This is a genomic window from Stenotrophomonas maltophilia group sp. P373, from assembly GCF_053295075.1.
Map to the genome: position 1 here is coordinate 2169426 of NZ_CM129994.1, position 12364 is coordinate 2181789.

Sequence of the window (12364 nt, forward strand, 5' to 3'; positions counted from 1 at the left end):
ATACATTATGCGAAATGCCGTATCGGGCGTGACCCGGTTCGTAGGCTCTGCTTGGCAATGGCTGCGGCTCTGGCTCGGCTCTTGCCTGCCTGTTCGTTCCCCCGACAAGGACGAGCTCGCAGCATGATCAAGATGGATCCCCACGACCGCATAGATCTAACCGGCCCTTGGGCCGGTTTCGGATTCCAAGGCGGGCACATGTTCACTCCCGAAGGTCATCAGCTGGAGCCATGCGACATGGCTTGGTGGTCCCTGACCTGCAACATTGCCCGGGAATGGCGACTGATGATGGCCGAGGCTGCACCCCGGGCTGCAACTGCCCGGACGGCTTCAACTACGGCGAGATCTAGTGTCATCTACCTGGCCGAAGCCCTCAGAATTCGCCGAGATCGGCGGTTCGGCGTGGGCGACCCCGGTTCCGACGCCGGGGCGTCCAATGTTGTCTACATGAGCCGTGGGCCGAGGCCCCGCCAGCGCGTGTAAGGCGCCACCGTAGGGGCGCTGCCCCTACACCCCGAGGTTACTGCTCTCGGCAGCGCTGCCAGCCGCCTGCGGGTGCTGAAACTTGCTCCCAACCATTCTGGATTTTTCGAAACGCCTGACCGCCGATACAGGCGAATCCTGATCGCTTAGCCGCATCGGATCCAAGTGAAGGCAGCTGCACGACGCTATCCGAAGGACCGGGGCGCCCAGCACGGCGCGACTCGTCCTGGAGCGTGTTTGCTTCCAATCCATCGCAGAATTTCTTCATTCCTGGATGCGGATGATTCGGCCAACGATACTGTTCGCAGTTGAATGGCGTTGTCGTCTTCGCCATCGAGTTGTGCGCGGCCTTGGGCGCTGCCGGAATTGGCTTTGGCGCCGGGCCTCTCGCTGAATGAATCTGCTGCGCTGACGCCGCGCCAGTCACGACCAGCAACACGCATATCGCCCCGAGTCGAATGTCCATATTCCCCCTCCAGATTGGGGGGATGGTACTCGATCCCTGTGATTTGCGTGACGCATCACGCCTCAAAAGCTGGGCGGGTATGGCTTCGATTCCGGGAATGTCCCCATAGGGCGCTCACCGACCCGAACCAGCGTCCCCCCGGCAGTGGACGCCGCCCCCTGTGCGCTGATGACCCGGACGCCAGCACCGGCCTCACTCCCTGCGGTCGCAATGCCGGTGCCAGCGTCCGGCTTGTCCAGGCGGTAGAGCGTCGGGTCTTCCTCCCGTCGCGGCGCCTGGCGCGGCCATGGCGTAGCGACCAGCTTGTAACGATCGGCGCTGATGTTGGCGCCATAGGCGAACACCCGCACCCGGAACCCCAGTGCAATCAACGCGTCGAACGTCAGCTGATCGACCGTGTTGTTGCTGCTGTCCACCCACTCGACCATGCCGACCTGGCGGTCGCCAAAGACAGCCGTGAGCGCCAGTCGGATACGGTTGGCCTTCGACAGCTGCGCCACGTAGCGCTGCTCTGGCGTCAAGGCGTCCATAGGATCAGGCTCCGCCTTGGGCGCGGGCACGCCCGGCAGATTCGGAATCGTGCTTTGATCTGCCGGCGCCGCGGCGGTGACGCCATGCAGCTGCTTTTCCTTCGCCTTTCCTTCCTCCGGAACCAGCCCGCCGCCACTCAGGAAGAAACCGATAAAGGCCACGGCGCCGACGATCCCGACCACGCCCATTACGCCGCCTTTGAGCGCGAGCGCCTTCCAAACGTTGGTGCCGCCCTCCTCGTACACCTCGGTATTCTCAGCGCCCACGGCGTAACCGTGGTAGAGCGGGTAGATCGCGTGATCGTACTTCTCAGTCTTGCCCCCTACCCGCTCATACTTGCCCGGCGAGGTGGTGTGGAAGAAGGTCACCCGGTAGCGGTTCTTCATGCCTACAGCGGTGAGCTTCTGGAAGACGTTCTTGCGCTCGATGCGCGCACGCACCGCCTGATGAACGCGGTTGATCCACTGCGTCATGATGACCGCATCGCCGCCGTTCTGACCAAGCAGCGCCCAGAAATTTTCTACCGCATCGGGCAACGGCTGGCGCTGTGCGACGTAGAACTCATGCACCTCATCAATGACGCACAGCGAGTCTTTGAACTGATCCGGAATGCACCACTGGCCGGTCACATCATCCTTGTAGCAAGCGAACGTCGCTGCCACGTCCTTCGTGTCTACCAGCGTGAGCAGCTGCTGCACCTCATCAACCGCCATGCCCAGGTATTCCGCGATTCGCTCATGGCTGAGGCCATTGAGGCGGGCGAACACCCGTCGCCCCTTCTTGATCGTCGGCAGGATGTGGTTCTTAACCGCGTCATAGCTCTTCCCTGCACGCGGAACGCCTTCATTGAAAACCAGCATGTCACCATTTCCCCATAGTCATGACCTTGCGCAGAATCCGGAACGCGACGGCGGAGCCGATGAGCGCCAAACACTCGCCAAGCTTGAATGTCTGCACGAACCATCCCACCGTGCTGCCCGCATTTCCAAGCAGCGTGCCGATGCTGTAGTTCTTCAACACATCCGGAACCGGCAGAGCGCCAATCATCTTGATCATCAGCGCCAGCATCGTCTGAATGGCGAGAATGAGCAGGTCATTGAAGAACGCAACAAGGGCGTCCCAGAAGCGTTGTATCTGCCGGAGCAACCATTGAGTGAGGTCGGTCAACCACCCGGCGTGCGGCATCAGGAAGGCGAGAGTGTTCATCATGTCAGTGCGATCCTTGCGGCCATAAATGCCGCGATAGCGAGCAGTACCCAGCCCATCAGCAGGAATGACTCATAGATGACGCCGTAGCAGTGAAGATCGAAGGTCATCGTGTCCCAGTACTGCGACGCCGGTAGCGTGAAAACAGGGCAGCTGCCGCCGACGCTGACGGTGAAGAACGACTTGGTTGCTTGGATGATCGGCAGCTTCTCGGCCTGCTGCTTGAAGTCGTTGAACACCTTGTCCAGCGTCAGGTTCTTGTCCCGCTCGTACAGGGGGCCGCCATCGCTACCGACCTCGCCGGGACCATCTCCGTCGCCCTCACCGGGACCTGGCCCCGGGCCGGGACCACCGCCGTCCCCATCACCGTCCCCATCTCCGTCGCCATCGCCGTCGCCATCGCCGTCTCCCCCGCCGCTGCCGCCATCACCGCCGCCGGGGTTGTTTCCACCACCGTCGCCGTCACCGCCGCCGTTGTCGCCACCACCATCGCCGCCGCCCGGATCACTACCGCCGCCGTCACCACCGCCGCCCTCCCCCGGATCGCCGCCATCCCCTGCAGGCGTCGGTGCTGGCGCATCAGACTCTGTGCAAGTTCCGCCAGTGGGGAAGAAGCCGACGCCTGCCGCCCCTTCCGGATCAAGTGAGCTGGTGTACATGCAGCCGTTGTGACAGGCATTCACAGTGGCCGCTGTCCCTCCACCTTGCCAGCCAAGTTCATATGGGCGCGTCGAGCAGGCGCCATTGAAGTAGAACTGCTGGGTGTTATCGTCGCCTGCGGCGTTGTAGCACCGAACCGCACCACCATTCGGCCCCTCAGCAACGGCACACGTAAAAGAGCCGCTAGCGGCAGTGCCGCCTTGCGGACAGTCCTGGCGAACAGTTGGCTTGCCCCAAGGATTGCCCGGAACGTCGAACTTCTGCTTGGTGCGCTCAATCGCCGCTTTGCACATCGCGTAGGCCTTGCCCTGATCGCAGGTCCCGTTGCTGGGGCAATCCGCAGCGGCTCGCGCGTGCCCAGGCATCAGCAGCGCCAAAGATGCGAGCATTGCCAGCGCGAGCATCCGGATCATGCGTCCAGCCCCATGCACGCCACCACGCCACACAACGCGCTCAGCAGTCCCGCGAAAAGGCACCAGATCATCGCATTCCCCTCGCGATGAAGAATCGCGCCACCTTCGGCGCGGCCCACAGTGCGAATTCGATCTGCGCCGCGATTGCGGCTGCTCCACAGATCGCCATGACCACCAGCTGTGGGCGGATGTTTGCAAGGATGCTGTCAAAGTCCATATCGCCTCCAATAAAAAGGGGCAGGTAACCCTGCCCCACCCTGCCCTTGCGATCAGCCGCCGAAGAATCCAGCCACCTTCTTGGCTGCCCACTTGCCGAAGCCAACCAGCGCGATCAGCGCGGCGGCACCAGCGAAGGCGGTCAGTGCGCCGGCCACCGACAGGCCGCTGAGGATGCTTTCGTAATCCATGGTGAAACTCCTTTCATGAGTAGTTGGGTTACCGGTGTTTGTCGAAGAACGTCGCCACGGAACCGGCAATCCGACCGGCGACGAAGAGGAAAAGAAGGAGGCCGAACGGACCGCCTGCCCATACCGCCAGCTGCTCTTTGCTTGGAGGCTGGAAGGCGTCCGCGATGACGGTCACCATGGATGCCTCTGCGCTGCTCATCAGCACATACCCCGCGCACTGATCAACGGGCTGACCGGTTGGGATCAGCTTTCCGTCTTCCCCGAAGACAACGCAGAGACCCAGGGCTTAGGCCTTCGCCGCCACTGGCAGCGCCTTGGCCGAAAGCGGAACGAGGTCCACGTAACGCTTCAGGATCAGGTCCCCGTACTGGCTCAGTGCGAAGGACTGCGGATCAATGTCGTACTCCCCCGGCGGGTACGGCGGGCGCGAGCCGAGGCCGACACGGAACGGCAACTCGAAGCCGTTGCCGAAATCGAGGCCAACCATCTGGGAGCGGATGATGGAGTTGGTCTTGCTGTTGTGCCGTTCTTCGACGGCGGCGGACTTCACGCGGCAGATAGGCATAGTTCTTCTCTCACATAGCGATGGAGTGGTTCACCCTTGGAAATGCCGCGAAAACGTCCGGGGTGACCGTCACGGACGACGCGAGCCAGCAGGAAGTCGGTGAACGAATCTCCGAACGCTCCATGCAGAACACTGAGGGCCGGGCCTACTTGGCGCTCCATCCAGAGCACCATTGCCTCGGCAGAAACTTCGACGTGCTTGCGAATCGTGCGCAGCCGTGTGCACACGCCCTTGATGAGGTCCTGCAGCGCGCTGTACGAGCCGCGCAGGTATGCACCCGGGTTCAACAGCACATCCAGCGGGATTTCCATGTGCTTGCCGTACAGGCGCACTTCCGCGCGCACCCAACGTGAGGACGGCAGGCCCTCGGCCTTGCCCTTCTCGTACACGCACAGTTCCTTGTGGCCTTTGCCGCCGACGTACAGCGTGCAGCCGGCGTTGTGGCCTTCATCGGAAATGAAACGGTGACGCGGAGGGCATCCGCCCTCGGTAAAGCCGCCCTGTGCGGCAACCTCGCGGAGCGCATGCACGTCCAGGCGCTCGCCCTCGTAGTCATCGTGCGCGCAGTCAACGCGAGTGATCTTGGCATCGAGCATGGAGCACTGCTTGTAGACGCGCGCCCAGTCACGAATCCATTTGCAGCCCATACCGGTCAGGCTCAGGCATACGGTGCTTTTCTTACCGCCGATGCCGACGCGGCCAACAACTTCGTTTTCCCGGTCGATCAGCACCGCCGATTGCTCGTAGAAGTTCCAGTTCTTCTCCCGAATTGCACCGGCAACAACTTCGCCACGGAAGCCGAAGATGCGGAACAGCAAGAGGTCCAGCTTCTTGCAGTTCACTTCTTCAAGGGCGGAGAGCGGGACCACAATGGTCAGGTAGTCAATGATTGCGTCCTGCTGACCCTTTTGGCCCGTGTTACTCCCCGGGCCAATCTCCGCCGCCGCCCGCTGCCCCTTTTCACCGGGCGAAAGCGGGGAAAAGCCCCCTGCCCCGCCCTCTACGGCCATCCTGAAGCGTGCGCGATCAACGGCCATAGGGGGCCTCCTGTACCATGCCACCAACACCAACAGAGGGCGCACAAATGGCAAAGCCACCCACCGTAAACATGGAGCACCTGGGAGCCGCAGTGGACGGAATCGCAACAACGAACGCGATGATGTTCATGCTGTTGGCCTCCCCAGAGCAAAGCGATGCCGCGCTTCGATTACTTGACCGGATTGCGCAGATGCCACCCGGAGAGGACCCTGTAAACAACGCGCTGCGCGCGATGGTTGCTGAAGCGACTGCCCGGTCGATTCGAGGGCTGCAAGAACTTGGACAAGCATCGCCCCGCGCTGCCGGTTCATCAGAGCGATAGCAAAGCGATCAACGGCCATTGGCGCGCCCCTCAACCAGCTTCCACAGGCGACGAAACGCCAGCCACGCCTGCTCGATCACGATGGCGACGATTGCCCCAGCGAGAACGAGCGCGATAAGCACTGCGCACGCAGTGAGGCCCATATCGAACTTCGCCAGTTCGGCGAACGAGGGGTATCTGCTCATGCCGCGCGCCCCCTGTGGCGCTGATAGGACTCTTCGTCCTGAACGGTCCAGCCCGACGCGGCCAGTTCGGCGCGTGCCAGGGCGATGAAGGTTGCTTCCTTGGCGCGCCGGATGGCGGCACGGTCACGCCGGTCCAACAGCCACGACACGATGCGGGCAGCGCCGATGGAGACGGCCGCAACTGCTCCCAGCAGGGCGAAGGCAAGAATGGGCTCGGTCATGCCAGAATCCCCGGTTGAACAGGACCGCCACAGGGGGTGGTATGGACGCGAAGGATCAAGCTTCTATCAGTCGGTGGGATGCAGGAATAGCCTGCGCAATCTCCCTTGGTCTGGGGGGCGTTTTGATGGCCGTGGTACTGATAGGAAGCGATATTCCCCTTAAGTGCATTGAGGCCGGGAACGCCGCTGACTGGCTGGCTGCTGCCGGTGCATGGGTCATTGGTATGGCAGCGGCGTACTACACGCGCCAATCCCATGTGCACAGGGTTGAGGAAGCTGAAAGAGAAGCTGAGCGGGTTAGACGAAAGTCCATAGCGCTGTTGACTGCGACGTTCGGTGCAACGAGCAAGATTGTCGGACTTGATGGCATGGTCAGGCGCTTTAAGGAAACGATCGAGGGTGACCGACCCAAGGCCTGGCAGTTCGAGAATTTGATGAACTTGATGGATCCGACTATCGGCGACATCGTTCTGCCCGATGACACAATGGCTCTGCTTGACACGGACGCAGTGACGAAGCTGGCGCTGATCAATGGGACGCTGGGTACTTTGCGCCAGTACATCTGGCGAGGCCGAAAATTCTTCGATGGATACGCAGAGAGCATGCGTGGGCCTGTTGACGATCCCGACGCCGCTCTTGTCGACGAGCTCTACAAGGGCGTTGAAGAGTTGATGGAGAATCGAACTGCGTTCGCTGAATTGGTGGTCAATGTGATTCAAAGCTTGCGCCAGCCTCCCATCAAGTAGTTCTGCTATGCCCTTCCGCGCGCCGCGCTTCGAAGCTCGGCGCGATTCAAGGCCCTTGGATCTCAGGTGTGATTCAATACCCTTGAATTCTGAAAATCAAGGGGCTTGAAGCGAATGGACGTCAATTCCCTGCTCGACCAGGCGAAAGAGGCGTGTGGCGTTAGCTACGACAAAGACTTAGCGCCCCGCCTCGGCGTGCGGCCGTCCGCGATTAGCAACTATCGAAAGGGCGTTTCGCACCCGGATGCCGTGGTTTGCGCAACTCTCGCCGGCCTGACGGGAGTGCCGCTTGCCCGCGTTCTGGGTGTAATCGGCGAGGCGCGAGCTATCAGCCGAGAAGAGAAGGCTGTCTGGCGGAAGCTTGCAGCGACAGCGATGGCGCTTTGCCTCGCTGTTGGATTCGCCCTGCCCCACAAGGCGCAAGCTGCAGTCTCAGGATTTGAGAGCACTCACGCTGTATACATTATGCGAAATGGCGTATCCGTCAAATCTGGGCCTTTGTTGGCTCTGCATGGCAATGGCTGGGCCTCTGGCTCGGCTCTTGCCTGCGTCCTCAGTCCCCGGCCAAGGATGAGATCGCGGCATGATTGAGTTTGACCCGCACCAACGTATCGAGTTGACCGGCCCTTGGGCCGGTTTTTCTTTCCTCGGTGATCGCCTGATCACGCCCGAAGGACGCGAGCTGCTGCCCGAAGATTTGGCCTGGCTGTCGCTCACCGCCTGCCAAGCGCAGGAATGGCGCCGCATGATGGAAGCTGCCCGTTCGGCGCCGTCGCTCGACAGTTCCAGAAATGCACGCAATCGCGATGCCGGCATCCGCCATCATCCTGCCACTGTCGTCAATCTGCGGGATGTGGTGAGCCAGCGCAAACTGCGGTCGGCCGAGGCCGGCCCCGCCACCCAATCGTCGGCGAGCCTCCTGCCGGATCCGGGAGCGAGGCCTCGTCGCCGCCTGTGAAGTATCCGGCAAAGACGGCCCCGCACTCCTACATCCGCCCAGCTGACGAGTTCCAGCGGTCTCCCAGAGTGGTTAAGTGCCTGGTGAGCGCCTCTTCCACATCACGCTTGCCAGCGATGGTGTTGCTATAGAAGATCGTCCTTAGCCCGGAGACATCGAACGGCAGCCTCGATCTCGATCGATCAGAAAGCAGAATGGTCGGTGTACCAAGTGCATGTGCGTAGCCGACCTCGTAGAAAACATTTGGGTTGTCGGGGGTGATATCAGCGATCACCACAGAGCTATCTCGCAAGGAGCGAATGATGTCATCAACGATCATCGTTGAGGTATGGAACTCATCTGCTCGAACGACCCTGTAGCCAAAGTGTTCGCATACCGGTTTGATGACCTCTCGGTAGAGAGAATTGAACTCGTCTGTGAACTGCATGACTACGAAAGCCACCGGCTGACGAGTCTTGACTGAGATTTTCCGAACTTCACTGCCGGCGGCGCCGAAGAACGCAAAGTACAGCTGCCCCCTTGCGGTTGGAAATGTTGTCGAAACAATATTTACGCCGTCAACGAACAAGGAAACTTCGCTACCTTCGACGACGACGCGCATCCTTCTCCATTGGTTGAGGATAGGGGCAGCTCCATGCCCGACGCCACCTTTCGGTTCCCAAGTGGATCTCTCTCTGAACGCTGCGAACCCGTAGGGTGCATGCATCACATTGACGCCCGCAAAAAGATCCGAATTGCTTCCTGGGATAGCAACCTGGACGCTTGCTTGAGGGTCGGATATGCGGAAATCAAACTCGACGGATCCTTGCTCAAAGTCAATGTTTGAGCGAATCATCCCGAAGAGTGGATCCCCAAGGGTGCCAAGTGTGTCATCGCGATCTAAGAAGGTGATGTGGTCATCGCCTATGTTGAATCGCCCAGCTGTAGCGATCCATGTGACGTGCTTTGAATCTGCCATACCCCCTCCCCCTGCCTTCTTGCTGAAGTTGACGGGAATTATTCACTAAATCACAGGTGCGGTGCAGTGTGGCCAGCGCCGTGAACTTTTAGCTGCCTTCGAGCAGCACTGGAAAATGCGGTCATCGGCGGCGATAGCTTGCCCCGACGCCGAGCCTGTAGCAGCAGTTCCTTCAGATACCGGGGCCGAGACCATGCCGGTGCGTGTGAGGCGCTTCCGTAGGGCGCTGCCCCTACACCAGTATCACTGCTCCCTGCAGCGCTGCCAGCCGCCAGCCGCCAGCCGCCAGCAGGCGCTGAAACCTGCTCCCAGCCATTCTGGATTTTTCGGAACGCTTGGCCTCCGATACAGGCGGAGCCTGATCGTCTGGCCGGATCTGTCCCAATTCCATATTCCCCTCCTGATGGGAGGGATGGTACTCGATACCGTCGATTTGCGTGACGCGTCACGCCTTGGGGGGCGGTACGGTTTCGATTCGGAGGACGTACCCAAGGGGCGCTTCCCAGCTGCAATTAGGGTGCCCCGTTCGCCGCGGCGGTGGTCGGCTATGTCTCGTTCGCTCTCGTCACAGCCGACCCCGCCGCAGCCTTGATGCGTGCGGTCGTAGCATCGGACTGCTCGCCAAACGGGTCCACGGGCCAAGTCGCCGCGATGATCTCGTGGCCCTTCGCTTGGATCAACACGCCAAACTCCTTACGCGTCACGGAGTGGCCCAGTGCCCGTGGCTGCTCCGTAGTGGACGTCTCAAGCCCCCTGTGGGCGGAACCAAGATGCCGCACTGGCCACACTAGCCCGCGGGCTGCGCCTTGGCATTGGTCGTCGTGACGAGAATGTACTGCGCGCCCGCAATTTTTTTCCTCGGACTTCGGTGCGTCTACCATCTTCGTGACCAGCGTGGCCCGCTGAGCGCAACACGGCGCGTCGCGCCAGGAGGGGCGCCAGACATGGCGATGTCTCTGGGAAGCCCCCTGCTGCGGTCTAGATATGCCCGCCTGGCCTATCTCTGAGTGTCCAGTCGCTCTCGAAGCAGTCTCTTTCAGTTCCGACGTGGGCATTAAATAATCGTGAGCACATGTCGGCGTCGGCAAGAAATACAGAGATCCACACGCTGAAGAATCCATGCCCCACAGCCAACTCAGCGATTGTTTCGCGAAAGTCACTATTGTCGTTGCGCGCAAGCATTGCTTGCATGCGTATGGCGAGCTGCCACACCCTCTCCCGCTGCTCGAAGCGCTTGTCCCTATCGCTAGGGAGCTTGTCAGGAGTTTGACCGGGGTGTCGGTCAAGTCCTACCAGTTCAATTAAGGCTGAGGTCTTGGCATAGACATTCGGACTCAGCGCGGGCGATGGAACTACCATGCCTCCGGCCTTATACTCAATGGCCTTTAGGGTGTTGTCCTTGTCCGGCCACAAAAAGTCGCAATCATTTGTAGGGGTGCTACCCTTTGTTGAGTTGCAATTGACGCAACCAAGAAGGAAATTTGTCCAGTCTGTCTCGCGTGCTGCATCCAAACACTTTGGTGAGACATGCTCCACAGCCAATAGCGCTGGGAAGCGACGCTCGCAGTAGCTACAGTAGCTACCAAAACAGTCCTCTAAATCGCCGATAGCATCCTGGTATCTCGTGTATGCCTTCGGTGCCGCGCCTCGTTTCACTGGTCTCATGGCGCTTGCCTCTCGAGCTTCATCACCTTAAGAAGGGCACTGACAGCTGGGTCCGATGTGAATGGCTCGCTGGCTTCCCGGTATCGCAGCTCGGCCAGCTGTAGATCCTCCAGTCTCACTTGTGTCGGTGCGACTGCGTGTATCTGAAGAAGCGAAAAGTACTTCTCAGCCGCTTTGCTTAACATCTCTGATCGAGCACTGCGCTGAGGCTGATCGATTCCCTGAATATTTTCAGCAATATCTTCGATGCTCTCGCCCCCATGCAAGAATATTCCGGCAGATGCGGGGTCAATAGATGTCACCTGGTTGCGCTGGGTCGCTTGAATTACGAATGGTGAATGTGTAGTTGCAATGAACTGGCAGCCGGAAAATAGATCTTCTAATGCCGGCACAATCTTGCGTTGCCACTTCGGGTGAAGGTGAACATCTATTTCGTCGATAAGCACGATCCCTTCGCCCTCGCCAAGCGGGGATCCTTCGTTCCTGATGGATAACTGCCGGGCGATATCAACGAACAGCGAAAAAAGCCTCTGCTCCCCGTCGGAAAGCTGACTCAATGGAAGTGCTCCAATTTTTCGTCTAATCATGATTCTTGGGGCAAGCTTCACCTCCAGGGAGCAGTTCATCAAGTATCGTCGAGCGGCCTCCGACGGCATATCAGCGCTCTGCCATATCGATTTCAAGCTGGGTATGCCTCGTTGACCGAGGTCGAACTCGTTGGAATCTGGCGCGAGAACCATTTTCGGTTGGTCAGGCCAGCTGTAGTTCCGCCCCCTTCGTATTAAGCTCTGCTGAAAATAACGCATCGCAACATCGCGCGCGAGAGTTTGTATTTCTGCCTCAAAACGCGGACGCCTCCCGGAGCCTTCATTGGCTACAAGTGAACAGTCATAGGGTTCAAAGCGCCAGTAGAAGTCGCCCATGTCAGGAGAAAAAGTTGAGAGTACTTTTCCAACAAATTCCCTCACCGAACGACTGCTTCCAAATTTCTTGGACCTATCTGCTATCGTCCTCTGACGAACCCTTTCCTCGGCGGCATAAAGAAACTCTTCACTACCTCGCGATGGATCGTTGACAAGCTCCCGAACTAGCCGCCCTCGCTTCGCCTTAAGCGCGGAACATATGGATTCGCTCGATGAGTACAGAAGGACGAGCGGCGCGCTTTTTCGGTCCTTGGTGCGCTCGGCAGGTTTCCATAACTCCTTGTAAAAACTGAATTCCTTGAATTGGTTGCCACTACGCACAACTGCGATAACTTCCGCGCGGCGCGCACCAAATCCAATATCGCCATCTTGAAGGTTGAAGCTTGACCCGCGCTGCTTCGCGCCTGCCATTGCAGCAAGTAATCCACGCAGAATGGTGGTCTTCCCAGCCCCATTTTCTCCGACGAGTAGATTAAATCCAGGTCGAAAATAGAAGGTCTGGTGTTCGAATTGGCGAACACCGATCAATGTCAAGCTATCCAAGTGCATTTGCGCGAGAGTCCTTTGATTCGCGGTGTTTGGGCATTATATACAGATGGCCGCTCTTAGCCTAAGCG

At 59.5% G+C, this 12364-nt stretch carries 18 protein-coding genes; 4 read left to right on the forward strand and 14 right to left on the reverse strand.

Going from position 1 to position 12364, the window contains the following annotated elements; translation table 11 throughout:
* Positions 1-198 precede the first annotated feature (198 nt).
* Positions 199-483 (forward strand): DUF3653 domain-containing protein, encoded by a 285-nt coding sequence (locus ACSYHF_RS10035; protein WP_447576434.1) that lies wholly within the window; start codon positions 199-201, stop codon positions 481-483.
* A 37-nt stretch (positions 484-520) separates the two neighbouring features.
* On the opposite strand, the gene ACSYHF_RS10040 is transcribed toward ACSYHF_RS10035, so the two are convergent.
* From ACSYHF_RS10040 to ACSYHF_RS10090, 11 genes are all read right to left on the reverse strand, one after another.
* Complete coding sequence (locus ACSYHF_RS10040) at positions 521-949, reverse strand: hypothetical protein (protein WP_447576385.1); 429 nt, start codon at positions 947-949, stop codon at positions 521-523.
* A gap of 62 nt (positions 950-1011) precedes the next feature.
* Positions 1012-2340 (reverse strand): zonular occludens toxin domain-containing protein, encoded by a 1329-nt coding sequence (locus tag ACSYHF_RS10045; protein ID WP_447576386.1) that lies wholly within the window; start codon positions 2338-2340, stop codon positions 1012-1014.
* A gap of 1 nt (position 2341) precedes the next feature.
* On the reverse strand, positions 2342-2689 hold the full coding sequence (locus ACSYHF_RS10050) for a phage coat protein (RefSeq protein WP_447576387.1): 348 nt from the start codon (positions 2687-2689) through the stop codon (positions 2342-2344).
* Positions 2686-3759, reverse strand: a complete 1074-nt coding sequence (locus ACSYHF_RS10055) for a hypothetical protein (protein ID WP_447576388.1) — start codon at positions 3757-3759, stop codon at positions 2686-2688. The genes ACSYHF_RS10050 and ACSYHF_RS10055 overlap by 4 nt, the downstream gene beginning before the upstream one ends.
* 67 nt (positions 3760-3826) lie before the next feature.
* A complete protein-coding gene (locus tag ACSYHF_RS10060) occupies positions 3827-3976 on the reverse strand; it encodes a capsid protein (protein ID WP_152906945.1) in 150 nt (49 codons plus the stop codon).
* Positions 3977-4028: 52 nt separating this feature from the next.
* Complete coding sequence (locus ACSYHF_RS10065) at positions 4029-4166, reverse strand: hypothetical protein (protein ID WP_032958702.1); 138 nt, start codon at positions 4164-4166, stop codon at positions 4029-4031.
* 28 nt (positions 4167-4194) lie between these two features.
* Positions 4195-4344, reverse strand: a complete 150-nt coding sequence (locus ACSYHF_RS10070) for a hypothetical protein (RefSeq protein WP_447576389.1) — start codon at positions 4342-4344, stop codon at positions 4195-4197.
* 108 nt (positions 4345-4452) lie between these two features.
* On the reverse strand, positions 4453-4716 hold the full coding sequence (locus ACSYHF_RS10075; RefSeq protein ID WP_229767312.1) for a G5P family DNA-binding protein: 264 nt from the start codon (positions 4714-4716) through the stop codon (positions 4453-4455).
* The gene (locus ACSYHF_RS10080; RefSeq protein ID WP_447576390.1) at positions 4713-5768 is read right to left on the reverse strand and encodes a replication initiation factor domain-containing protein; all 1056 of its coding nucleotides are present in this window, start codon (positions 5766-5768) and stop codon (positions 4713-4715) included. The genes ACSYHF_RS10075 and ACSYHF_RS10080 overlap by 4 nt, the downstream gene beginning before the upstream one ends.
* Positions 5769-6099: 331 nt before the next feature.
* Positions 6100-6276 carry a hypothetical protein gene (locus ACSYHF_RS10085; protein WP_447576391.1) on the reverse strand — a complete coding sequence of 59 codons (177 nt, stop codon included), beginning with the start codon at positions 6274-6276 and terminating at the stop codon, positions 6100-6102.
* A complete protein-coding gene (locus ACSYHF_RS10090; RefSeq protein WP_447576392.1) occupies positions 6273-6497 on the reverse strand; it encodes a hypothetical protein in 225 nt (74 codons plus the stop codon). Before ACSYHF_RS10090 ends, ACSYHF_RS10085 begins: the two co-directional genes overlap by 4 nt.
* Before the next feature lie 125 nt (positions 6498-6622).
* Here ACSYHF_RS10090 and ACSYHF_RS10095 point away from each other — a divergent pair, with 125 nt between their 5' ends.
* The 3 genes from ACSYHF_RS10095 to ACSYHF_RS10105 all read left to right on the forward strand — a co-directional run bounded on the left by ACSYHF_RS10095 (position 6623) and on the right by ACSYHF_RS10105 (position 8201).
* The gene (locus tag ACSYHF_RS10095) at positions 6623-7243 is read left to right on the forward strand and encodes a hypothetical protein (protein WP_447576393.1); all 621 of its coding nucleotides are present in this window, start codon (positions 6623-6625) and stop codon (positions 7241-7243) included.
* Positions 7244-7357: 114 nt separating this feature from the next.
* Positions 7358-7834, forward strand: coding sequence for a DUF3693 domain-containing protein (locus ACSYHF_RS10100; protein WP_447576394.1), 477 nt, complete (start codon positions 7358-7360; stop codon positions 7832-7834).
* Positions 7827-8201, forward strand: a complete 375-nt coding sequence (locus tag ACSYHF_RS10105; protein WP_197599011.1) for a DUF3653 domain-containing protein — start codon at positions 7827-7829, stop codon at positions 8199-8201. The genes ACSYHF_RS10100 and ACSYHF_RS10105 overlap by 8 nt, the downstream gene beginning before the upstream one ends.
* A gap of 28 nt (positions 8202-8229) precedes the next feature.
* Here ACSYHF_RS10105 and ACSYHF_RS10110 read toward each other — a convergent pair whose 3' ends face one another.
* From ACSYHF_RS10110 to ACSYHF_RS10120, 3 genes are all read right to left on the reverse strand, one after another.
* Positions 8230-9159, reverse strand: a complete 930-nt coding sequence (locus ACSYHF_RS10110) for a hypothetical protein (protein ID WP_134955159.1) — start codon at positions 9157-9159, stop codon at positions 8230-8232.
* A 978-nt stretch (positions 9160-10137) separates the two neighbouring features.
* Positions 10138-10824: an HNH endonuclease gene (locus ACSYHF_RS10115; RefSeq protein WP_447576395.1), complete on the reverse strand. Its 687-nt coding sequence runs from the start codon at positions 10822-10824 to the stop codon at positions 10138-10140.
* Positions 10821-12296 (reverse strand): AAA family ATPase, encoded by a 1476-nt coding sequence (locus ACSYHF_RS10120; RefSeq protein WP_197599009.1) that lies wholly within the window; start codon positions 12294-12296, stop codon positions 10821-10823. Before ACSYHF_RS10120 ends, ACSYHF_RS10115 begins: the two co-directional genes overlap by 4 nt.
* Between the last annotated feature and the right edge of the window lie 68 nt (positions 12297-12364).